19 protein-coding genes and 2 pseudogenes are annotated in these 22294 nt (G+C 64.3%); 10 read left to right on the forward strand and 11 right to left on the reverse strand.

Annotated features, from left to right (window positions below; translation table 11 throughout):
* On the reverse strand, positions 1 to 609 hold a 609-nt coding region (locus AC1Q7H_RS37960), incomplete at its 3' end, for a DNA-binding protein (protein WP_492382429.1).
* 138 nt (positions 610 to 747) lie between these two features.
* Here AC1Q7H_RS37960 and AC1Q7H_RS37965 point away from each other — a divergent pair.
* From AC1Q7H_RS37965 to AC1Q7H_RS37975, 3 genes are all read left to right on the forward strand, one after another.
* A complete protein-coding gene (locus AC1Q7H_RS37965) occupies positions 748 to 2046 on the forward strand; it encodes a tyrosine-type recombinase/integrase (protein ID WP_492382414.1) in 1299 nt (432 codons plus the stop codon).
* A gap of 177 nt (positions 2047 to 2223) precedes the next feature.
* Positions 2224 to 2454, forward strand: coding sequence for a hypothetical protein (locus tag AC1Q7H_RS37970; RefSeq protein ID WP_035823610.1), 231 nt, complete (start codon positions 2224 to 2226; stop codon positions 2452 to 2454).
* Between the two features lie 6 nt (positions 2455 to 2460).
* Positions 2461 to 2844 (forward strand): type II toxin-antitoxin system death-on-curing family toxin, encoded by a 384-nt coding sequence (locus AC1Q7H_RS37975; protein ID WP_492378784.1) that lies wholly within the window; start codon positions 2461 to 2463, stop codon positions 2842 to 2844.
* 160 nt (positions 2845 to 3004) lie between these two features.
* Here the strand turns inward: AC1Q7H_RS37975 and AC1Q7H_RS37980 are convergent, their stop codons facing one another.
* The 5 genes and pseudogenes from AC1Q7H_RS37980 to AC1Q7H_RS38000 form a co-directional block, all read right to left on the reverse strand.
* Complete coding sequence (locus tag AC1Q7H_RS37980) at positions 3005 to 3253, reverse strand: hypothetical protein (protein ID WP_492378783.1); 249 nt, start codon at positions 3251 to 3253, stop codon at positions 3005 to 3007.
* Positions 3254 to 3266: 13 nt separating this feature from the next.
* Positions 3267 to 3515 carry a hypothetical protein gene (locus AC1Q7H_RS37985; RefSeq protein WP_492382415.1) on the reverse strand — a complete coding sequence of 83 codons (249 nt, stop codon included), beginning with the start codon at positions 3513 to 3515 and terminating at the stop codon, positions 3267 to 3269.
* Positions 3489 to 3603 (reverse strand): annotated as a pseudogene (locus tag AC1Q7H_RS37990) (IS5/IS1182 family transposase); the annotation flags it as partial. The gene AC1Q7H_RS37985 and the pseudogene AC1Q7H_RS37990, both read right to left, overlap by 27 nt.
* A 26-nt stretch (positions 3604 to 3629) precedes the next feature.
* Positions 3630 to 4337 carry an NUDIX hydrolase gene (locus AC1Q7H_RS37995; protein WP_492382416.1) on the reverse strand — a complete coding sequence of 236 codons (708 nt, stop codon included), beginning with the start codon at positions 4335 to 4337 and terminating at the stop codon, positions 3630 to 3632.
* A gap of 809 nt (positions 4338 to 5146) precedes the next feature.
* The gene (locus tag AC1Q7H_RS38000) at positions 5147 to 5362 is read right to left on the reverse strand and encodes a hypothetical protein (RefSeq protein ID WP_492382417.1); all 216 of its coding nucleotides are present in this window, start codon (positions 5360 to 5362) and stop codon (positions 5147 to 5149) included.
* A 114-nt stretch (positions 5363 to 5476) separates the two neighbouring features.
* Between AC1Q7H_RS38000 and bluB the strand changes: the two genes are divergently transcribed.
* Both bluB and AC1Q7H_RS38010 read left to right on the forward strand, forming a co-directional pair.
* Positions 5477 to 6076: a 5,6-dimethylbenzimidazole synthase gene (bluB, locus tag AC1Q7H_RS38005; RefSeq protein WP_492382418.1), complete on the forward strand. Its 600-nt coding sequence runs from the start codon at positions 5477 to 5479 to the stop codon at positions 6074 to 6076.
* Positions 6076 to 6567, forward strand: a complete 492-nt coding sequence (locus AC1Q7H_RS38010) for a maleate cis-trans isomerase family protein (protein WP_492382419.1) — start codon at positions 6076 to 6078, stop codon at positions 6565 to 6567. The genes bluB and AC1Q7H_RS38010 overlap by 1 nt, the downstream gene beginning before the upstream one ends.
* Positions 6568 to 6586: 19 nt before the next feature.
* Here AC1Q7H_RS38010 and AC1Q7H_RS38015 read toward each other — a convergent pair whose 3' ends face one another.
* From AC1Q7H_RS38015 to AC1Q7H_RS38030, 4 genes are all read right to left on the reverse strand, one after another.
* Positions 6587 to 10000 carry an adenylate/guanylate cyclase domain-containing protein gene (locus tag AC1Q7H_RS38015; RefSeq protein WP_492382420.1) on the reverse strand — a complete coding sequence of 1138 codons (3414 nt, stop codon included), beginning with the start codon at positions 9998 to 10000 and terminating at the stop codon, positions 6587 to 6589.
* 186 nt (positions 10001 to 10186) lie between these two features.
* Positions 10187 to 10606 carry a LysR substrate-binding domain-containing protein gene (locus AC1Q7H_RS38020; protein ID WP_492382421.1) on the reverse strand — a complete coding sequence of 140 codons (420 nt, stop codon included), beginning with the start codon at positions 10604 to 10606 and terminating at the stop codon, positions 10187 to 10189.
* Complete coding sequence (locus AC1Q7H_RS38025; protein ID WP_492382422.1) at positions 10533 to 11090, reverse strand: hypothetical protein; 558 nt, start codon at positions 11088 to 11090, stop codon at positions 10533 to 10535. Before AC1Q7H_RS38025 ends, AC1Q7H_RS38020 begins: the two co-directional genes overlap by 74 nt.
* A gap of 901 nt (positions 11091 to 11991) precedes the next feature.
* On the reverse strand, positions 11992 to 12930 hold the full coding sequence (locus AC1Q7H_RS38030) for a LysR family transcriptional regulator (protein WP_492382423.1): 939 nt from the start codon (positions 12928 to 12930) through the stop codon (positions 11992 to 11994).
* A gap of 160 nt (positions 12931 to 13090) precedes the next feature.
* Between AC1Q7H_RS38030 and AC1Q7H_RS38035 the strand changes: the two genes are divergently transcribed.
* Positions 13091 to 14095: a tripartite tricarboxylate transporter substrate binding protein gene (locus AC1Q7H_RS38035; protein ID WP_492382424.1), complete on the forward strand. Its 1005-nt coding sequence runs from the start codon at positions 13091 to 13093 to the stop codon at positions 14093 to 14095.
* Positions 14096 to 14107: 12 nt separating this feature from the next.
* Positions 14108 to 15190: a maleylacetate reductase gene (locus tag AC1Q7H_RS38040; protein ID WP_492382425.1), complete on the forward strand. Its 1083-nt coding sequence runs from the start codon at positions 14108 to 14110 to the stop codon at positions 15188 to 15190.
* Between the two features lie 378 nt (positions 15191 to 15568).
* Here the strand turns inward: AC1Q7H_RS38040 and AC1Q7H_RS38045 are convergent, their stop codons facing one another.
* A complete protein-coding gene (locus AC1Q7H_RS38045) occupies positions 15569 to 21076 on the reverse strand; it encodes a trifunctional serine/threonine-protein kinase/ATP-binding protein/sensor histidine kinase (protein WP_492382426.1) in 5508 nt (1835 codons plus the stop codon).
* On the opposite strand from AC1Q7H_RS38045, the gene AC1Q7H_RS38050 reads away from it, so the two are divergent.
* The 3 genes and pseudogenes from AC1Q7H_RS38050 to AC1Q7H_RS38060 all read left to right on the forward strand — a co-directional run.
* The gene (locus AC1Q7H_RS38050) at positions 21071 to 21430 is read left to right on the forward strand and encodes a transposase (RefSeq protein ID WP_492382427.1); all 360 of its coding nucleotides are present in this window, start codon (positions 21071 to 21073) and stop codon (positions 21428 to 21430) included. The genes AC1Q7H_RS38045 and AC1Q7H_RS38050 overlap by 6 nt on opposite strands.
* Positions 21427 to 21885 carry an IS3 family transposase gene (locus tag AC1Q7H_RS38055; RefSeq protein WP_492382428.1) on the forward strand — a complete coding sequence of 153 codons (459 nt, stop codon included), beginning with the start codon at positions 21427 to 21429 and terminating at the stop codon, positions 21883 to 21885. Before AC1Q7H_RS38050 ends, AC1Q7H_RS38055 begins: the two co-directional genes overlap by 4 nt.
* A gap of 12 nt (positions 21886 to 21897) precedes the next feature.
* A pseudogene (locus tag AC1Q7H_RS38060) lies at positions 21898 to 22071 on the forward strand (VapC toxin family PIN domain ribonuclease); the annotation flags it as partial.
* Positions 22072 to 22294 lie beyond the last annotated feature (223 nt).

Here is a 22294-nt window from a genome sequence, read left to right on the forward strand (position 1 = left end):
CGAGAATTGGGTGCGCAAGGCGTCCAGCTGGCGCCGACCCGCCTCGAGTTCCGTCCGCCCCGCCTCGAGCCGGGCCTGCGTGGCGGCGTGCGCCAGCCGCTCGGTGGCCAGATCCGCGTGCACGGTGTCGTGCGCCTGCCGGGCTTCCGCCAGTTGGGCGGCAATGGCCGCCGCGTCCTCGCGCGCGGCGGCCGTCTCCGCGCGCGCCGCATCGCGCTCGGCTTCCGCTTCGCTCGCGGCGTGCCGGGCCTCCGCGCGCAGCGTGGCGAGTTCCGCCGTCGCGGCCTCGTTGGCCGACTGCCAGATGGTCTGCACCGCCCCGGCCGCGATGTCCTTCAAGGCATCCGGCAGGTCCGGATGGTCGATGGTCACGCGCGTGCGCCCGCGCAGTTCTTGCCAGAACTGCTGCAGCACCTCGGCGGGCGTGCCCATGCTGCCCTTGCGCACCAGGCTGTACAGCTTGTTGGCCGTGGGCGTGACGCCGTAGCGAAAGAACAGCAGGCCGCAGACCTCGCGGTACAGCGCACGGGTTTCGGGGAAACGCCCGCGCAGCTCGGCCAAATCAGCCTGCAGCGCGGCGTCGGTCAGGTCCAGGTCGGCCGCCGGCATCGGAAAAAGGTGAGTGGAATGACGCACTATATTACTACGTAATACGATAAATATCTAACTATCTCGGCATTACTTTAGACATAAGTCCGCTTATGTCTATAATAAGGGCTCGACCCGCCTCCCGAAACTGACCCCACCTTGGAACCGCTCGCCCAGCCGCCCTCCCCGCCTACGCCCGGCCCCGTCGCCGCATTGCCCACGCCGCTGGAGCAGCTGCGCCTGCCACCGGCACTGTCCGGCGTCGCCGGCAGCAACCGCGCACCGGCCACGGCCACCCGCATCGCCGCGGCCGACGACCTCGGCGCCGTCACCGCCTGGCTCGCGCGCTATGCCGACAGCGCGGCGACGCTGGCCGCCTACCGGCGCGAGGTCGAGCGGTTGATCCTATGGGCGGTGCTGCAACTGGGCAAGCCGCTATCGTCGCTCACGCACGAGGACCTGCTCACGTACGAGCGTTTTCTGGCCGACCCGCAACCGGCCGCGCGCTGGGTGCTGGCCGGCGGCAAAAAACTCGCGCGCAGCCATCCCGACTGGCGCCCGTTTGCCGGACCACTGGCGCCCCGCAGCGTGCGCCAGGCGCTGGTGATCCTGAACGCGCTGTTCGCCTGGCTGACCGAGGCCGGCTATCTGGCCGGCAACCCGCTCGCGCTCGCGCGCCGCCGGCGCACGCCGACGCAGCCGCGCATCACGCGCTACCTGAGCCACGAGCTGTGGGACGCGGTCAAGGAGACCATCGAGGCGATGCCGGGAACGACCGACACCGCCACCGAGCGCGAGCGCCTGCATGCGGCGCGCTGCCGCTGGCTGTTGACCGTGCTCTATCTGGGGGGCTTGCGCGCAGCCGAGGTCACCGGCACGGCCATGGGCGCCTTCTTCTGCCGGCGCGATGCCCGGGGCGTCGAGCGCTGGTGGCTCGAGGTAATCGGCAAGGGCAACAAGACCCGGCTGGTGCCGGCTACCGACGAACTGATTGCCGAACTCGCGCGGTATCGCCGCGCCCACGGGCTGGCGCCCACCCCGCACCCCGGCGAGACGCGCCCGCTGTTGCTACCGGTAATCGGCCGCGAGGGCCGCGAGCACCCTGACAAAGGCCTGTCACGCGGGGCGCTGCACCTGATCCTGAAGGAGGTGTTCGGCCTGGCGGCCGCACGCCTGCGCGCCCGCGGGCCCGACTGGGAAGCGCAGGCCGATGTGCTGGCCAGCGCCTCGGCCCACTGGCTGCGCCACACCGCCGGCTCGCACATGACCGACCGGCAGGTAGATTTGCGTTATGTGCGGGATAATTTTGGGCACGCGTCGATTTCGACGACCAGCGCATACCTGCACAGCGAGGAGGATGCACGGCACGAGGCCACGCAGGAACGGCACCGGATCGGGTGGGCCGCCCCAGCCGGAACGCCCGCACATGCCGTGGCCGTGAAGGCAACCGGAAACTAAGCGACCTTAGCGCAGGATGCCCTCGTGACGAACCTATTGATCGGTGGAGGGGCAAGCTACGGCGGTCGGTTCGCTATCAACCACGACCAGCAGTTGGCCCCTACCGTCTGAGCGGTGGCAAGTTTTCCCATCTTGCTCTATCATGAAATGTCAAGATCTATCATGCTGGAGCCTGCTATGACCACTGTCGCCCGCGAAAAATTCTCCTCCCAAGCCGCGCCTGAAGTGCTGGCGGCGTTGCGTCAGATTGCCGAAGCGCAGGGACGCCAGTTTCAGGCGGTGCTCGACGAGGCTCTGCGCGACTACATCGACCGCCAGCAGAAAGAACGTCCGCGCCGTCATGTGATGGCGTCATTCGCGTCCAGCCTCGACGAATTCGACAGCCTATACCGCGAACTGGCCAAGTGATCGGTGATGAGCGGACGTGACTACCTGACCGTAGCCGATGTGCTCGGAATGCACACCGCGTTGATGCAACGCTATGGCGGCGCGCCCGGAGTCCGTGATCCCGGCGCTCTGGAGTCCGCGCTGTTCAGGCCGCAGACGGGCTACTACGAGGACATCGTGGCCGAGGCGGCGGCGCTGCTCGAGAGTCTCGCCATCAACCATCCTTTTGTGGATGGCAACAAGCGGATCGCCTTCGCTGCTGCCGATGTGTTCTTGCGGATCAACGGCTGGCGCTTGCAGCGTCCGTCGATGCAAATCCACATCGAGATAATTCAGATGTTGGAGTCTGGCACTTTTGACATTGCTCATTTGGAGCCCTGGTTGCGCGCGTTTGCCAGGCCAACGGCGTGATCCTCATGTTGCAGATCGCTATTTCTGCGACTGGCGACCACTAATTCTGAGAACGTGGCGTATCAATGGGGCCCCTTGATTTCCGCGCAATTTACCGGGGTAGCCACCCCTAGCATCCATGCGGTTTTCCGGCTGATGCCTGTCTAAAACCCCAACCTAATCAGTCACTTGCTGACTGGACCAGCCAGGCGACGCCCTCGGTGCCGAAGTAGGCTGGCCTGCCGCCAAAGGTCCGACGCGTCGCCATCAGGTGCAGGTACTTCCAGGTCGAGGAGCCCTCGGCGATATCGGCCAACGTCTCTCTGAGCTCCTGAAGTTCGAGGTTGCCGTTCTGATCGGCGTAGATGTCGCGCCAGACCTTTTCGACGGCTTTGCTTGGCTCGTAGGGCACGCTGAAATCGCGATCCAAAAGCCGTTGCGATTCAGATAGTGAGCACGTCGTCATAGAGGCTCGGTTCGGCCAGCGCCTTGTTGAGCTGATCCGGGCGCTTCGCCTGGGGCGGTGGTGGCGGTGAAGCGTGCGGCGGTTGCTGCGCAGCGGTAGTGGGCTCGGCGAGTACGGCGGCGTAGGGCAAGCCCCAGTGTCGACCACTGGCGATGTCCTGGACCACAGCCTGGGTCTGACACAACTCGAGGATGCGCCCAGTATGCGGTTGCGGCGTGTTCTTCATCGCCCCGGTAGCGGACCTTGAGATAGCCGAACTGCTTGAAGATGCGAAACGGATGCTCCAGCGTGACGCGGATGCGGGTTTTGACCCGTTACAAAAAATTTAGCACAAGTAATTTCAACGATCAGGCAAGACTCTTTCAAAATACTCGCGTTGAACAGCCGGCAGCTTGAGTCCGGCCAGGTCCGAAGGATATTTCACGAACAGGACTCTCGACAGTTCTGGATCGACCTGATCCTTTAGAAATGTCCCAATCCTTTCGGACACTTCCGCGCGAGACAATTTCAGCCTGGCTTCCTTGAAAAAAGCACAACGCACATCGTTCTCCACCCGGGTCCAGCCATTGGCTAGCTCGAGGTCTTCATGGGTCAGGCCGGTTTCTTCCTTGACCTCTCGAACCAGAGAATGCTCCAACGCCACGGTGCCGTCCTGCAGTACATCATCGTCATTCAACGTTCCGGAGGGGAAATAGCTCAGCCCTGCATTCGAAGTATGCGACGCCATCGTGCCCAACAGGAAGAAATCATCCGATGTCTTGACTGCCGCAATCGGAAAACACAGTTTCGCGCTCTTGATGGGATGATTGAGTTCGCGCCACGCCATGAACGCTGCGTAGGACGTCCGGAGCAAATGTACCTCCAGCGAAAGATCGTCACCTGACATATCGTGGGACATCAAGACCGGGCCGTTGAATATCTTCGGCTGACGTTCGGTCAGGAAAGTCCAGATTCTGGAAATATCGGACGAATGCGAAGTTTCAAAGTCCCAACGAATTCCTGCATCAATCTTCGCCGAAACATGTGAGTGCTTTTGATAAACTTCCATTCAATTTCCTCAGCAAAGTTATTTAACCGGTCTACAGAATCTTCTGCTCCACCTCTGTCTCCACATCGAAGTGCTGCCTGATCTCGCGTTGCATGAATTCAATTAGCGCACAAATATCACTCGCACATCCCGGCCGCCCCGAGCGTCGAGGCGTCAGTGCTTAACGCGTTGTTCGTTCGCTCCACCGTAACGCCAAGCCACTCAGGAGAGCGTATGACAGCCCGAACGTCTTCTAGCTCGCTGGGAACGTTCCTCAACACGGATCTGCGAGCAGTGAAGATCGAGGCGATGATTAGAGGGAGCGCCGCATTCTTTGAACCTTGCCCTATAACCGTGGATTGACGATACTTGTTTCCTGATTTCACCCAAATTTCCATCCCCGCTCCCTTCCTAGCTACGCTGCAATTTCGGTGACGCTAACTAATGAGCAGATTTTTTTCCTCGCTGAGTCGAAAATCGATAGGTCGTTAAGTTATGTCTGATTTAATTAAATTTATATCTGCAGTTTGCAAAGCGAAAAGAACGCGTAAATACTTCTAGTCCTTGCTCGAAAATTATCCTGCTCGGCCAGCGTCAATATGATGACTGTCTGTTGAAGTGATAGTACGTACCAAATCGAACAAATATAAGCTAGCAATTTTGGTAGGACGGCCGTTCTTGCATTGATGCTGCGAATTCACTTCGTGCAGGAATGGTTTGATCTTAGCCACGTGGCGCTGGAAGATGCGCTGATGACAGCATGGCGATGCGCGCGCGTTTGCGGGCATTGCCCTGGCGATCGACACGGTGCCGGAAGCGACCACATCAGTTCAGTGTTCCAGCCAGCCAAGGCTCAGGGTCGTTGCCGGGCGCGAAGAACACCGCGTGTAGGCGCAAGCATCCGGTAAGCTGGTATCCTCGCAACGCTTGATCTGGGCCCGCCCTTCAGCAGGGATTGGCACGGCGTCGACACCCTTCGGCACCTTTCCCGCCGGGCCCGCCAGCAACACCAGCGCGCGCACCAGGTAGGGCCGATCGCTCGCCACGGTGCGGGCGTCCAGTTGTTATGCGCGTGCCCGACGATCACCACGGGCGCTTGGCCGGCATGCTCGATCACCGTCGCGATATCTCCTGCCCAATCATGCGGCGTTTGTCGCGACATGCGCCACTTTCGGCCGGACCCGCTCGATCCTGCATTGCTGGAACGCTTGTTGCACGCTGCGCATCTCGCCCCCAGCGTCGGCTTCATGCAACCCTGGCGCTTCATCCGCATCACTGACAGGAACCTGAGAACGCAGGTTCACGCGCTGGTCGATGCCGAACGCCAGCGCATCGCGCTCGCCCTGGGCGAACGCCAGGACGAGTTCATGCGACTCAAGGTGGAGGGCATCCTGGACTGCGGGGAAGTCCTGGTGGCAGCGCTGATGGATGGACGCAAGCGGCACATCTTCGGTCGGCGCACCATGCCGGACATGGATCTCGCTTCGGTGGCCTGCGCCATCCAGAACCTCTGGCTTGCTGTGCGCGCGGAAGGAATCGGCGTGGGCTGGGTTTCCTTGTTCGACCCTGAACAGCTTGGCCGGCTGCTGCGGCTGCCGCCCGGTGCCCGGCCAGTGGCTGTGCTGTGCCTCGGCCAGGTCGACACCTTCTATGAGAAGCCGATGCTGGAACAGGAAGGCTGGGCCAGACGGCAATCCCTGGACGAGATGGTGTTCGAGAATGGCTGGGCCAACCCCAGCCCCCCCAATCGCCCGGGCTGATGATTGAACCGGCAATTGTTCTTTTAGAAAATCACGATGGCCATAAGTTGACGCTCAGCGTTTCCGCACCCCAATCGAGTCTCTCCGCCTCGCATGCGGTTGGCGCGGGCAGTGTCGCACTGATGACACCCTATCCGCGCCAGGTGGTCGAGATGGAAATCGCGTTCCTCGCCCGACACGGTGTCGAGGTCGTCTGCGAAATCGCAGACCCATGTTCCACGCCGATTCAGCAGGACTCGTTTCCTGCCTCGCATTGGGCTGACCTGGCGCGACAATTCGATACCGACAACGCCGATGCAGTATTGATCAGCTGCGCCGGCATACAGGTGAGCGACGTCATCGAAGAGATCGAGCGTGCCGGCAAACCCGTCATCACCAGCAACCAGGCCCTGCTTTGGCACTGCTTGCGCACGCTGGGCCTGGCAGATCGCCCCACAGGATTCGGCAACCTGCTGGCGGGCAATTTCGACAAGGGCACATACCTCCCTTGACGAGGTGAGCCAGCGCTTCTCAGTCGCGCTGGCCGGATGGTCGCGCAGCATCCAGCAGTGCCCTAGCCTGCTGCCACTCAGCGGTGTCGAACCCTTCCGTGAAGGACTCATGCAGGCCGGCCAGCATCTGCCGCGCAACTTCCGCATTGTCCTGGTCTTGCCATAGGCGAGCCAGACCCAGCGCCGCGCGCAGCTCGAGCGACTTCGCGCCTTGCTGGCGGCCGATGGCGATGGACCGATGAAAGCACGCTGCCGCCGCTTCGGGGTCAGCAGCTCCGTCCGGGCGATGGAGAAGCAGTTCCGCCTGGAGCCGATGCAACTCCGCTTCAAAGAAACGTTCTCCCGTGTTGCCGACCGTGGCCAGCGCGTCAGCCAGCACGTCCAGTCCCGCCTGCGCCTGGCCGGCGTTCTGGTAGGTTTGGGCCAGCAGGGCCAGAAAATAAGGCCGCCCCAGCTCGGCGCCCGTGGCCTGGTAGGCGGCCAGGCCCTCGCGTATCTGGGCAATGCCCTCCTCACTGCTCCCCTGCTCGGCCAGCGCCCAGCCCCGCAAGATGGTTCCCCATGCGAGCCAGAACGGAAATCCTTGCTCGGTCGAGAGCGTGATGGTGGCGTCGGCGCACTCCCGGGCCAGTTGTGTCTCATGCCGCAGCTGATGCAATTCGGCGGCAAAGGCCAGGCCGAGAGCGAGGCTGAAAGGATGAGAAAGCCTGCGGGCCAGCGCCAGCGCCTCTTGGGCAGCCTTGCTGGCCTGAGCCGGAAAGCCCTGCAGCCATAAGACCCATCCCAGAAGGCAGAGGCCACGGACCCCATGGTCCATCTCATAGAGTGCGTCATGGGCCTGACGCCGTTCAGGGTCATAGTGGGCAAGCCCCCGCTCCAAGTGCGCCCGGGCCTGGTGGAACTTGCCCAGAAAGAGCGACGATCCTCCCAGCGCGATATGAGCGTGCTCGAGCAGCACCGGGTCTTGCGCGTTCTCAGCCAACTCGAGCAGCGCCTCCCCTAATTCATACGCCGTGTGATGCTGCGCACGAAGTGAAAAGAAAGTGCGCAATCCCAACTTCACCTGGAACAGCTGCGGGGTTTCACCACCGTGTTCGCACAAGGTCAGGGCTAGGGCATAGTTGGCCTCCACCTCCGACGAGGCATAACCTCTCGCAGCGATCAAGGCTGGGCCGAGGGTAACGCGCAAGGCAAGATCCTGGCGCGCGCGTTCGGGCGCGTCGGGCAGGCGCTTGAGCAACTCCAGCGCCATACTCAGGTGACGGATGGCGTCAAGATGCGCCGAACGCTCAACGGCCTGACGCCCGGCGCAATGCAGGTACTCCACCGCCTTGGGGATATTGCCGCTGAGACTGTAGTGATGTGCCAGTTCGCTGCAGTGGTCTCTCAAGTGATGCCGGAAGAGGATCTCGATGGCCCGGCCTGTGCGCTCATGTAACGCGCCGCGCTGTTCCGAGAGCAGAGAGTGGCCTGCGACTTCCTGGGTGAGGGCGTGCTTGAACGCATACTCGACTTCCGGGAATGCCGGCCGCCCGTAGATAAACTCTCCCGCCTGCAGGCCGGCCAGCAGTGGATAGAGGCGCTCCTCGGACTGCCCGGTGACCTGCCGGATCAGGCTCAAGGGGAATTCCTTGCCGATCACGGCCAGGGTCTGCAGCAGTTCCTTCTGCGCGAGTGGCAGCCGGTCCATGCGCGCCGCGAGCACGCCCTGTACCGTGGTCGGAATATGCAGCGCGGCCGGGGTCTTTTCAATACGGTAATGGCCGGGTTCACCGAGCAGCGCCTTTTCCTCGGCCAGAGTCTGGACAACCTCCTCCAAGAAAAAGGGATTGCCCTCGGTTTTTTCGAGGATAAGCTGCCTGAGCGGCGCGAGGCGGGGGTCATTGCCCAGCAAGTCGCCGAGCAAGCCTTGCGCCTCGGCTGGACCGAGGGGGGCGAGCCGCAATGCGGTACCATTGTCCTTGTGCCCCCACGCGCACTGATACTCGGGGCGGTAGTTCACAAGCAGCAGCATCCGGGCCTGCGCCATTCGCTCGATGAAGTAAGCGAGGAAGGCTTCGGTCTCGCTGTCCAGCCACTGAAGGTCCTCGAACAGCAACTCGACGGGCTGATTAAGGCTCTCTCGCACCAGAAGACGCGTGATGGCCTCGAACGTGCGCTCGCGCCGGAGGCTGGCACCCATGTCCGCCAGCGCCGAGCCGAGCTCGCTGATGCCCAGCAGATACAGCAGGTAAGGCATGACGTCTTCAAGACTGCGCTCCAGCGTGACGATCTTGCCCGCGACCTTCTCGTGGCAGCGCCGCTTGTCGTCCTGAGCGGTGAGCTGGAAATAATTCCTCAGGAGTTCGATGAGTGGCAAATAAGCAAAGGCTTTGCCGTGCGACACCGAGAAGGTCTCCAGCACTAGGCAGGCGCTCTGCGAGCGCGCCTTGAACTCGTGGAACAGCCGCGACTTGCCGACCCCGGCCTCCCCCACCACCGCGACGATCTGCCCGTGTCCGGCGGTGGACTGGTCCAGCGCCAGTTGCAGCGCCTCCAGTTCGGCGGCGCGGCCCACGAAGCGGGCCAGGCCGCGGTGCGCTGCCACTTGCAAGCGCGTGCGCAATGCCCCGAGACCAAGCACTTCATAGACCGCGAGCGGCTCGGGGATGCCTTTGACCTGGGCGTCTCCCAGCGCCTTGAACTCGAAGTACCCCTGCGCGAGCTTGTGGGCGGATTCGCTCACGAGAATGGACGAGGGTGCGGCCATCGTCTCCATCCGCGCAGCAATGTGGATCGTGTGCCCCACCGGGTCATAGTCGGTGTGCAGGTCGTCCTTGCGGATCGAGCGCACGACTACCTCGCCCGTGTGGACGCCCACCCGGATCTGCAGCGAGATGCCCTGCTCCAGCCGCAGCTTGTCGCTGTGCCGGTGCATTGCCTCCTGCATGCGCAGCGCCGCATACAGCGCGCGCTGGGTATGGTCCTCATGGGCGATGGGCGCACCAAACAGCGCGAGGATGCCGTCGCCCAACGACTTGGCCACGTAGCCCTCGTAGTAATGCACGGCCTCCATCATCAGCTCGATGACGGGGGTAATCAGGCGGTTTGCCTCTTCCGGGTCCCGGTCGTGGATCAGTGCGGTCGAGCCCGCCATGTCGGCAAACAGCACGGTGATGGTCTTGCGTTCGCCGGCGGTCACTCCGCGGGCTTCCAGCGCCGCCTGCTCGGCCCGGATGCGCTCGGCCAGGTGCGGTGGAGTGTAATGAACGGGGGCGGCGGACGAGACTTGCGGTATTTCGCGGACGGGCTCGCCGCAAGCGTTGCAGAAGCGCGCCGCCGGGCTCAGTTCGTGGCCACACCGCGCACAGAGGCGCGCCAGCCGGTTGCCGCATCGCTCACAAAAATTGGCGCCAATGGCATTCTCGAACCCGCAAATTGTGCAGCGCGCCATGGGAGCCTCCCGGACTTCCTCCGGGTAAATTAAACGCCCCATTGCCTTTCATCGCAAGACCGGCTCGTCTCTGCATGATCGCCTGGATCGGGCTGAGCGTTGCGCGGCGCACTTGGGGCGCTCCTCTGCCCTGCCTACTCTCTCAAGGTCTCGCTGATCTGTTCGCGCAGCCACTGGTTACCCTCGTTATTTGTCGAAGCTTTCATGCCAGTGCACCGTGACTTCGACTTCGGGAATCTTGACCGGCAATGGATAAACGGTGAACTGCCCGTGCTGGTTGAACGCTTGTGCCACGCGTCGCGGTAGCGTGACCATCCAGTCGGTGCGCTGCAGGATCTGGGGCGTCACGGTGAAATGCGGCACCTGAAGCGCGATACGCCGCTGCAGGCCGGCGGCCAGCAGTGAGTCGTAGATATTGCGGTGACTACTTTCACTTGGCGCCACCGCGATATGGGAGGGCTCGAGAAAACGCTCCGCGGACAGGCTGCGCGCCGGCAGCCCGGGGCGCTTGCGTGTCATGCACACGTAGTCCTCATGAAACAGCAGCGCATATCGTGTTACCGGCCTGAGAGCGGGCAGAGTGCCGATGGCGAAAGACCTGGCCAAGCCGCAAGGCTTCTTCCACCTGAGCTACCAGCAACTGCCTGGCCTCCAGTTGCGTTTGCGGCGCGACCCGCTGCAGCTTTTCGCATAACGGGGGCAGGAAGACCTGTTCTCCGATGTCGGTCATGGAAAGGCGAAATACCCGTTCGCTGGTGCCGGGGTCGAAATGTTCCGTGTGGCGCAGGGCCTCGCGGATCGACGAGATGGCGCGCCCTACCGGCTGCGCGAGTTGTTGTGCGGTGGGCGTAGGCAGCATGCCCTCGGGGGTGCGCACGAAAAGCGGATCGTCGAACAATGTGCGCAGGCGCCCCAAAGCATAACTAATGGCACAGGCTGCCGACTTGGTGCCCGCTTTGGCCTCCTGGGCCGCCGCCTGTTCGAGCAACGATGCATGTGTCTTGGGCACGACGAGCATCGTCAAACCCAGTCCAACGCGCAGCGCGTGCTCCAGATTGACGCCCTTGCCATTCTCCAGCTTGGACAACATGCCGACGGAAACCCGCAATGATTTCCAGCCTGATCAATGGGCATGCCCTTCCCCTGCCCGCGTTGCTCGTATCCGGTCACCAAGCTGGTCAATGCTTCGGGATTGTCACGCGTTATGGCGGAGTTGGATCAGGAAGCGGCCTCGGCATAGATGTGGAATAACTTTCACGAAAGTGAAATTATACAGAGGTGACACCTCACGTCGATGGCCCCTCCCTTTGAAAGCCGTCTTTGCTTGTTGTGGGTCGTTTTCTGGTGGTTAATTGCGTTTTTATTTCACTGCGAAACAACGTACCTGTGGTGTTGTTGAAGATCGTCATTCGTGCGAGCCGCGATCATCGTTCATGCGAACGTAGCCTTTTCACGCTCATCATTCATGCGACTTTAGCTTTTCAATACGAAACAACGTTCCTGTGGGGCGTTGCGCACGCTCTGCGAAGCAACTGCGATTTTGGCCAGTTCGACGTAGTCTCACGAATGCTGAGCATCCATGGCCTTGACGTTGCCTTTCAGCAACTGTCAAATAGCGTACTTGCGGACGAAATTCGCATAGAAATCAGAGCCTTTGGGCCGTGCGAGGGGTCGCGCATATGGTGAGCACCGGTCGCACGATCTCTGATCCTCAACAACGCCTGAGCCTGCAATCGCGTCCGACGTTAATGCCGTCGATGTTCTCGGCAGACATACGACGGGGGCAGCCGGCGTTCGCGCACTTGAATGCCACCGCCATTGCCAACAGGCCGGAGATATCGGGGGCGGACCGGTGGCACAATCGCTTCGCTCTACGATAGCCCGCTACTATGCCCTGCGGCACACCGGGACGTCATCACTCGTGTGCCTCATTGACGTGGTCTTCCGAACAGTATTTTGCGGAGATCGCGAAAGCCGGCCCCCCGGCCGTCTTACGCCAGCACGGCTTCCCCTGCCATCGCCTGTTGCCAGGTCGGCGGGCTGCCCATGCTGGCGGTCAGGTGGGTGCAGAAAGCCTTCACTTTCGCGCTGGCATGCTGGGTGGCGCGCAGCAGGTAGATGCCGCCGGGCACCTGTGGCAGCAGGCCGTCAAGCGCCAACTCCACCAGCCTGCCCGCGCCGATATCCGGCCCGACCGACCAGTCGGGCATCAGCGCAATGCCGAGGCCCTGCAGCACGGACAGCCGCCGCGCATCGCAGTCGTCACATTCGAGCGCAAACGTTGCCACGGCGGCGTGCGCCGGCGTCAGCAGCTCACGCCAGCCGCGCATGCTGGTGCTGTGGCCACGGTCGATCAGACGGTGCCTGCCGATCTCGTCGGCATGCGCCGGACGGCCATACAGGGCCAGATAGCCAGGCGTCGCGCAGATGATGTAACGCTGGCTGGAGATGCAGCGGGCAACCAGCGAGCTGTCGGCCTGCTGGCCGACGCGGATCACGACATCGAACCGTTCGACCACGGGATCGACGATGCGCTCGGTCAGCGCCAGCTCCACCGTCAGCCGCGGATACTGGGCGTACAGCGCGCCGAGGTGCGGCACCACGTGGCGTCGGCCGAACGCGGGCAGGCACGCGACCCGGATCAGTCCGCTGACGCCCTGCTCCAGCGCCGTCACGGCATCGCGCGTATCGCTCAGCTCATGCAGGATGCGTGTGGCGCGCGCGAACAGCAGTTCGCCGGCATCGGTGCGGACCAGCGCCCGGGTCGAGCGCGTGAACAGCGGCACCCCCAGTTCGCGCTCCAGCGTATCGATTTGCCGCGCCACTGAAGAGGCGACCAGGCCGCGCTGGCGGGCTACCGCCGAGAAGCTGCCTGACTGGGCGACTTCGACGAAGATAGACAGGTTTTCCGCGAATCGGCTGAACTCCATTTTTGCAATCTCCGCAAAGGCGTTGCGCAGGCGAACCGGCTTCCCGCACGATGTGGCCCAGTCTAACATCCAGTGACCGATCCCGGCACGTCGGCTTTTAGCAAATAAAGCAAAAGTGGAGCATGCCGGGCATCCCGATCACAGAGAGGAGCAGACCCCAATGGAGACTACCGCAGCAAAGACGATCCGGCGCTTCGCGCTGCCACGGCTGGCGGCAGCGGCGCTGGTCACGGTGACGGCCGCGTCGATGTCCCCCGCCAGTGCCCGCGCCGAAACCTGGCCGGCCAAGCCGGTCACGCTGATCGTGCCCTATGCCGCCGGCGGCACCGTGGACAAGGTGGCGCGGCAGATCCAGGAGGGCCTGCGCAAGCGCCTGGCGCAGCCGGTGATGATCGACAACCGCGCCGGCGCGGGCGGCACCATCGGCACCGCACAGATCGCGCGCAGCGCGGCGGACGGCTACACCATCGGCATGGTGTTCGATGGCTTCGCCACCGAGTCGCATATCTACCCGAAACTGCCGTACGCCTCGCAGAAGGACCTGACCGGCGTCTCGTACATGGTCCGCTCGCCGATGGTGCTGGTCGTTCCTGCCAGCTCGCCGTACAAGACGCTGCAGGACTATGTCGCGGCGGCGAAGAAGCCAGATGCCGTGTCGTACGCGTCGGTCGGCGCCGGCAGTTCCAACCAGCTGGTGGCCGAACTGTTCCATGAAGCCGCGGGGACCAGCGGCACGCATACCCCGTACAAGGGCGGCGGCCCGGCCATCAACGACCTGCTGGGCGGCCATGTCGATTCGATGATCGCCAGCCTGCCGCTGGTGATGCCCTACGTGCAGGCCGGCAAGCTGCGCGCACTGGCCGTGACAGCCGCCCAGCGCGACGCGCGCCTGCCGGGCGTGCCGGCAGTGGCGGAGTCCTACAAGGGCTTCGAGGCCTATTCGTGGGTGGCGATGATCGCGCCGGCGCGCACGCCGCTAAACGTCCTCGGCAGGCTCGCCGCCGAGGTCAACGCCACACTGCGCGATCCGGCCATCGGCAAGGTACTCAGCGACGGCGGCTTCGATGTCATCGCCGGCGACAGCGCCCAGGCCAACAAGCTGATACGGGAAGAATCCGTCCGCTGGGGCCGGCTTATCAAGTCGCGTCATATCGTCATTGAATAGGTGCCTGGCATCATGCAACCCTTTATCTACCAGACCCACCCGCAGCGTATTGTGTTCCGTGCCGGCGCGCTCGCGACGCTCGGCGCCGAAGCCGACACCCTGCACGCACGCAAGCTGCTGGTGCTCTGCACCCCCCAACAACGCGACCTGGCCGAGCGCGCCGCCGAGGTGCTGGGCGCGCGCTGCGCCGGCATCTTCGATGGCGCTGTCATGCACGTGCCGGTGGAGCAGGCGCGGCTGGCGCGGTCCTGCGCGGCGGAACTCGGCGCCGATGCCGTGGTGGCGATCGGCGGCGGCTCGACCATCGGGCTTGGCAAGGCCATTGCCCTCGAATCGGACTTGCCCATCCTTGCCGTCCCGACGACCTACGCCGGCTCGGAGATGACGCCGATCTACGGCCTGACCGAAGGCGGCCTGAAGCGTACCGGGCGCGATGCACGCGTGCTGCCGCGGACGGTAGTCTACGACCCCGACCTGACCCTCGGCCTGCCGGTGGCGATGAGCGTGACCAGCGGCATCAACGCCATTGCCCACGCCGCCGAAGGGCTGTACGCGGGCGATCGGACGCCCGTCAGCGACTGGATGTGCCGGGAAGGCATCGCGGCGTTGGGACGTGCGCTTCCGGTGATCGCGACAGCCGGTGGCGAGCGGGACAGCGCCCAACTGCGCGCGGCCAGGAGCGATGCGCTGTATGGCGCCTGGCTCTGCGGTGCCGTGTTGGGCAGCGCCACTGTTGGCCTGCATCATAAGCTGTGCCACACGCTTGGCGGCAGCTACAACCTGCCCCACGCCGAGACGCACACGATCGTGCTGCCGCACGCGCTGGCCTACAACGCGCCCGCGGCACCCCAGGCGATGGCGGCGATTGCCGCCGCGTTGGGCCGCCCTGACGCCACCGGCCCGCAGGCGGTGTTCGACCTGGCTGCTTCTTTGGGTGCTGCCGTGGCGCTGCGCGATATTGGCATGCGCGAGAAGGATCTCGACCGCGCCTGCGAACTGGCGCTGCAGGCGCAGTATCCGAACCCGCGGCCGCTGGCCCAGAGGGAAATCCGGCAGCTATTGGATGATGCATTCCACGGCCAGCGGCCGGGCTGAAATGCGCCCTTGCGCGCCCTACTCCAGCCCCCCGAGCCGCCATTTGCGCACTTCCGCATCAGCGCTTAGCGCTGCATTGATCTGCGTCAGACTCAAATCATGCAGGGAAACTATTGCGTCACTGAGGGCCCCGCGAGTCCCGATATCGTATCGGACTCAACGGTCTGCTTGCCCAGCTTCCCAGGAGGGCGCCATGGCCACCCCGCTCGTCACCTCGCTTCCGACCTCAGCTTCCGCCGCTACTTCGTTCTACGGCAGCCAACCGGATTGGCGCCCCTTTTCCGGGCCGTGGTCGCGCGCCAGCGCGCACCAAGCACGCATGGGGCGCTCCGGTAGTCTGAGGGCTTGGCCTCCTCTCGCATGGCAGACTGTGTCGGTCTACTTCTGCCTAGCCGGCAAAGCGAACTGGAACACCGACCCGCAAGGCGAATTTGCGCTCGCCCACAGTCGCCCGCCATGCGACTCGACCAGCGACTGACAAATCGCCAGGCCCATGCCGAGACCCTGCGCCTTGGTCGTGTAGAAGGCATCGAACACCCGCTCCATCACCTGCGGAGCCAGCCCGATGCCAGCGTCCTCCACGGCGACCCGCACTGTCTGGGGTTTCGCGCACAGTGACCGGATCACGAGTTCCCGCGGCCGGTCGGCCACTTCTGTCATCGCCTCGATGCCATTCATCACCAGGTTCAGCAGCACCTGCTGCAACTGTACCCGATCACCCGCCACCAGCGGTAGCCCGGGCGCGAGCTCGGTCCGCAGCAGGATCTGATGTCGCGACACCTCGCCGCTGATCAGCGTGATCGTCTCTTTGACCAGCTCGTTGAGGTCAAGTCGAACCGTTACCGCGGCCGTCTTCCTCAGCAGCCCCCGCATTCCCTCGATCACCGCGCTGGCCCTATGCCCGTTCTGGACAATGCCCCCCACCGCCTCCCGCACCTCAGCAAGATCGGGGGGCTGGCGGCCGAGCCAGCGCAACGCTGCACTGGCGTTCGCGACAATGGCCGCCAGCGGCTGACTCACCTCGTGGGCGATCGAGGCAGTCAGCGCGTTCAGCGTGGTCACGCGCGCGACGTGGGCGAGTTCGGCCCGCGCCTGGTGCAGCGCCTGCTCGGCGCGCTTGCGCTCGGTCAGGTCGAGTACGAAAGACACCCCCTGGTCCACCCCATCCTCGAAGTTCGCAGACCCGAGCAGCACGGGCACACGCCTCCCATCCTTGCGGACCAAGTCGTTCTCGAACGGCGGCACAGTCCCCGTCACGCTGAACGCAGCCAGGGGTGCACCGGGCGCCTGCGCTGACGCAGGCATCAGGTCCGCCCATCCCAGGCGGCCCGAGCGGAGATCCTCGCGGTCGTAACCCGACATGCGCAGGAACGCGTCATTGGCCTCCAGAATCCGGCCGTCGAGTTGCCAGATGCAGATGCCGATAATGTTGGCCTCGACCAGACGCTGGATCTTTGCTTCGCGTTGCTCGAGATCGCGGTACAAACGGCTGTTCTCCAGCGCGGTCGCCGCCTGCGAGGCCACCAGCTTCAGCACCGCCGCCCTGGCCGGCACGAAGACGCGTGGAGCCAGGTTGTTCTCCAGGTAAAGGACGCCGATCTGCTTGGCCTGAGTGAGGAGCGGCAGGCACAGAATCGAGCGGGCGCGATGCTGCCGAATGTAAGGATCGACGGAGAACGGCCCCTGCGCCTCGGCATTGTCCAGCATGACGGTCTCGCGGCTGCGCAAAACATGGTGAAGGATCGATAGCGGCAGCGCGGTGCCGGGCACGCTCTGGTCGTGCAGTTGCACGGTGATGGCATGGCCGCAGGTGGTCGCTTCGGCCGCAATGCGCTGCCCGGCGCCCTGGTGCAGGATCAGCAGGCCTCGTTGCGCGCCGGCCTGCTCGATTGCGGTACGCATCAGCGTGTCGACCAGCTTGTCCAGGAAGATTTCACCCGACACCGCCTGCGAGACGGCGATCACCGTGGCGAGATCCAGGTGTTCGACAGAAGCGCCGATCGTCCGGGTCGAAGCAGGTGCCGACTCTTCTTCGCCGAGTGCCGGATATAACCCGTCGAGCTGCCGCACCTTGCCCTCGGCGCCCCAGCGGCGATAGCCGTGACGGGCATCCCGCAGATACACCCACGCTATCTTCTCGAAATCCCGCGCCGCATAGAATCGTGCCGCCAGCTCGTTAGCGAGTGCCTGGTTGTGGATAAAGTCGTTGTCGCGCGCGGACAGGATGGCCTGTTCGTACAGGCGCATGGCGTCGGCCTCGCGCCCACCCATACGGGCGATCTCCGCACCGATCAATGCAGCCCGGTTTTCGAAATTCCCCGGACAATGCTCGGCCCAGGCCTGCAACTGGCGGTGGTGTCCAGCCAGGGCCTCAAGGTGCCGGCCCCGGTCTGCCGCAGCGACCGCATCGCAGCAGGCCGCCCGTGCCAGCGCTGCATAGAAGTGGTATTCCGCCTGCTCGAAGAATGACGGTGAGGTCCAGAGCAGCGGCCGGGCGCGCTCCGCCGCCGCAATCGCGCCGGCATGGTCGGCGGCAAAAAAGCGCGCCTGCAGCTTGCGGATCCAGTACCAGCAGGTAACGAGTGCGAGGCCCTGATCCTGCTCCAGATGCCGCTCGAACCGGTCTTCGTCGAACCCGCTATCGTTGAACGAGCCGAAGACCGATGTCAGACCACGCAGTGTCCGGGCAAGCTGGCGTTGCGGGGTAATGCGGTCAATAACAAGACCAAACCCCGCTTCGCGCGCGAAGGCGATCGCAGCTTCGGCTTCGCGTTCCATATCGGCCAGCGGCGCGCCGCTGGCCAGCAGGTGCGTAATGAGGTTGTTGCTGGTGAAGGCCGCAAAGGTGCGGTCGCCCTGCTTGTTGGACAGATCGAAGCCGCGCCGCACCAGGCTGCTCGCGTCGCGGATCGGATGCGTCCATTGCAGGACGTGGCCGCCCACGACCTGGTAGACGCGGGCCTTGAACCGGTCCAGCCCGCGCTGGTCCACCAGGTCCAGGCCCAGCTTGCCGAAGCGGTATCCCGCCGCGTAGTCGCCCGATTGCGGCGCCAGCACCATGCTGAGCCAGGCATAGCCAAGGCACGACGCATCGCTGTTGCCATGTTCGAGACTCAGGTTCGCCATCCGGCCAATCACGAGCGCACGCAAGTTCTCGTCGGTGTACCAGGCCGGCGGCATCAGCGCGGTCAGGACGTCCATGGTCCCGACTGCATCGGGGTCGGCCATGCGCGGCAAGTCAATCAGCGCATCGATCGGCCGGTCCCCGATCTGCCGCCACATCCGCGCGTACTCCTGCTCTACCTCCGCCTTCGCAGGGTGCGCCGACCATTCCACGCCAGCCCGACGCAGGTAATCGAGACCGACCTCGACCGCACGGCCTCTCTGACCGAGGGCCATGAAGAGCTCCAGTCGCAATTGGGTCACCGCGGCCAACTCAGGGAGGCCGACCGCACGGCTCGCGAGGTCGGCGAGGCGTGGCTCCGCCGCCCCCGAGGCACCGGTAAGGAATTCGCATGCGGCCCGTTCGAACGCCAGTGCAAAGGCAAGCGCGGGCCGGCATTCCCAGGCATCCGCGGGCAACAGCACCGCGCCCGTGGCCAGATAGGCCAATGCGCTGGCGTAGGCCGTCGATCCCTTGGCACGCTGGCCGGCGAGCAGGTTCAGCTCGGCCAGCCGCCACCTCTCCTCGGGTGCGGTAATCAGTGTGGCACCGCGATTGAGCTGGCCAACGATCTCGAAGACGCGCTCCGCAAGCGCTTCCTGGGACGTGTGCGCGGCAAGCCTGCGCCCGATCGCAAGGTGCGCCGCGGGCCGCGCGGCTTCGGCAATCAGCGCGTAGGCCGCCTCGTGGACTCGGTCGTGCGGAAAGCGATAAGTCTCCTCGCGCCGCAACACCAGGCCGCCCTGGACCGCCTCCCACAGCGCCGCATCCAGCGTCCCTTCACTGCCGCCCAGGACCATGGTCATGATGCCTACCGCGGCTTCGTTGCCAAGACAGGCGAGCTGCTTCAGCGCTTCCTGGGTCGCTGCGGGCAGGCGGCCGAGCTTGCCGAGCATCAGGTCCACCACGTTGTCGGTGAAACCCTTGGCGCGGATCTGCCCAAGGTCCCACGACCAGCGCGCCTCGCGATGATTGAATGCAAACAGCCCCTCTTCCGCCAGGGCGGTGAGGAACTGGATCGCAAAGAATGGATTGCCCGCGGTCTTCTCGTGCACCAGTCTGGCGAGCGCCTCGCCGCCCTCCGGCGTGCAATGCAGGGCATCGCCGAGAAGCCGGCCGACATCGTCGCGCCCCAGGCTCGTCAGCATGATCTCCCCCACGCTTGCCCCGCCCTGGCGGATGGCCGTCAGTCGCGCCAGCAGCGGATGCCCGGGCGTGACTTCGTTATCGCGATAGGCGCCGATCAGCAGCAGATGCCGTACCTCCGGCTGGGTCGCGAGATGCTCGAGCAGGTCCAGTGTTGCCGCGTCCAGCCACTGCAGGTCGTCAAGGAAGAGCGCCAGCGGATGCGCAGCCTGCGCAAAGACGCCGATGAGGCGGCGGAACACGAGCTGGAAGCGGTGCTGTTCGTCGCGCGGCGGAACTTCCGACATTGGCGGCTGCGGGCCAAGGATGAGCGCCAGTTCCGGGATGAGCGGCACCATGAGCCCGATGTTCGGGCCCAGCGCCTCGGCCAGCGCCGCGCGCCACGGTGCCAGTTCCGCCTCGCTCTTGCCCAGCAGCGGGCGTACCAGTCCCTGCAGCGCCTGCGCCAGCGTTGCATAAGGGATGTCCCGCTTATACTGATCGAACTTGCCTGAAGCGAACAGGCCGCGATGCGGCACCAGCGCACGGTGCAACTCGTGCACGACCGAGGTCTTGCCGATACCCGAGTAGCCGGACACCAGCACCAGCTCCGGCGCGCCCCCGGACACCACGCGGTCGAAGGCGCCGAGCAGCACCCCAATCTCGCGATCCCGACCGTAGAGCCGCTCCGGGATCATCAGCCGGTCCGGCAGGTCATGCTCGCCAGGCGCGAACGTGTCGATGCGCCCCCGGCTTTCCCATGCGGCCAGGCAGCGCCGCAGATCCGCCTCCAGCCCGCCGGCCGTCTGGTAGCGCTCCTCCGCCGTCTTGGCGAGAAGCTTCATCACCACGGCAGAGAGCTGGACCGGGCTCGCCGGTACCCGCTCGGCCGGCGCCATCGGCTGCCGGGCGAGGTGGCAGTGGACCCAGTCCATCGGGTTGCCAGCGGAGAACGGCAGCGTTCCCGTCAGCATCTGGTAGAGCGTCACGCCCAACGCATAGAGATCGCTGCGCGCATCGACCGACCGGTTCATGCGGCCGGTCTGCTCAGGCGCCATATAGGCCAGCGTGCCGGCGATCTCGTCTGGTTGCGTCGGCGCCTGTGTCTCGCGCAGCAGCCGCGAAGCCAGCCCGAAGCCGGTGAGTCGCACCGCCCCATCGGCCTGGTTCACCAGGATGTGTGCTGGCTTGAGGTCCTTGTGAATGAAGCCGCGCTGGTGGAACTGGCCAAGGGCCCCACTCACGGCAATCGCCAGGCGCAGGAAGCGGCCAGCCTCCATGGGGGTGCCCATCAGGCGATCGAGCGGCTCACCGCCGGGATCCTCCAGGAGCAGGACCGTCCGGCCATGTTCGCGCACCAGTTCCAGGGGCCGGGCGGCCCAAGCGGGGTCCAGCGCCTCCTTCAGGCTGAATTCGTGTGCCAGTCGCCCGAGATTGGCAGGCATCGGATGCTCGGTCGCGAGCCACAAGGCCAGCACCGCCTCGCGCTGGCCATCGGCAGCGAGGCGCCAGCCCCGACCCAGGACGCGTTCGCCGTCCTTCCACAAGACCTGGAAGCTGACGAGACGGTCAGCATCGAAACGAAAAACTGAATGCATTGGCTGATTTTTAACGGCTTCCCTCAACAGCCGTGCAGTGTAGATGGAATGGTCGCCTCTAGCCTCGGCGAATCGTATACGAAAATAAAATTGTCACGACTTGCGGGTCGCCGCCCCGAGGATCTGGCCAAGGAGTTCGAACCGACGGCCCAGACGATCTACAACTGGGTAGCCCAAGCGGAACGCGATGCCGGACTTCGTCAGGACGGTCTGACGACGGCCGAGCGCCAGGAACTCACACGGCTACGCCGTGAGAACCGGCAGCTCAAAATGGAGAGGGAGATACTTGCAAAAGCCGCGGCCTGGTTCGCCCGGGAGACCGACACGCTGCCCGACAAGGGTACGAATTCATGAAGGCGAACCAGGCTCGCTATCCGCTGTCCACCATGGCTCGGCTGCTTAAGGTCTCGCGCAGCGGCTTCCATGCATGGATGGAACGACCTCCGAGCGCTCATGCCGTGTGTGACACGCTGTTGCTCGCGCAAATCCTTGAGATTCACGCTCGCTCGCGCGATACCTATGGGATGCCGCGTGTGCATGCCACGTTGCTGCGCCGGGGCATCCACGTCGGGCGCAAGCGCGTGGCGCGTTTGATGCGTGAGGCGGGCCTGCGCGGGGCTTGCCGGCAGCGCTTCATTTGCACCACGCACCGCGCGCCACAGGGTAGACCTGCGCCTGATCTGGTGCAGCGGCACTTCTGTGCCGATGCGCCCAATCAGCTATGGGTCGCCGATGCGACGTATATTCCTACCGCTGCCGGCTTTTACTATCTGGCTGTCGTGCTCGACGTCTCAGCCGGCGCATCATAGGCTGGGCCATGGGTAGTGGCGTTCATCGAGCGCGAGAAATTGTATGGGCTGGGTTGCGGCCTAGTTGAAGTCTCACTGCTGGCTTCCACTTTGATCACACCCGGCGCACAGCTATGGACAATGGATAGGCGTCTCGACGATTTGTCAGGACGGTTTGGTGTGGCGCATCGACCCCAGCTTCACTGAGTCGATGCCTTACGGATGTTCGAGCAGCCGCTGCATACGGTCGCGGCCTTGTCGGAGGAACAGCGCCGTGCTCTGCGCACGCCACGCTGCTGCAGGACCTCGCCACGTTGACCTATAACATCACCTCGACCTCGTTGACATCCTCTCCGTCCTCAGCCTTCGGCTGCCGCCTTACGGCGGAAAGGACGAGGATTCCTACGGCGCTACGTGATGCTCTACGTAG

The organism is Cupriavidus sp. GW823-FHT06D04 (assembly GCF_058795055.1).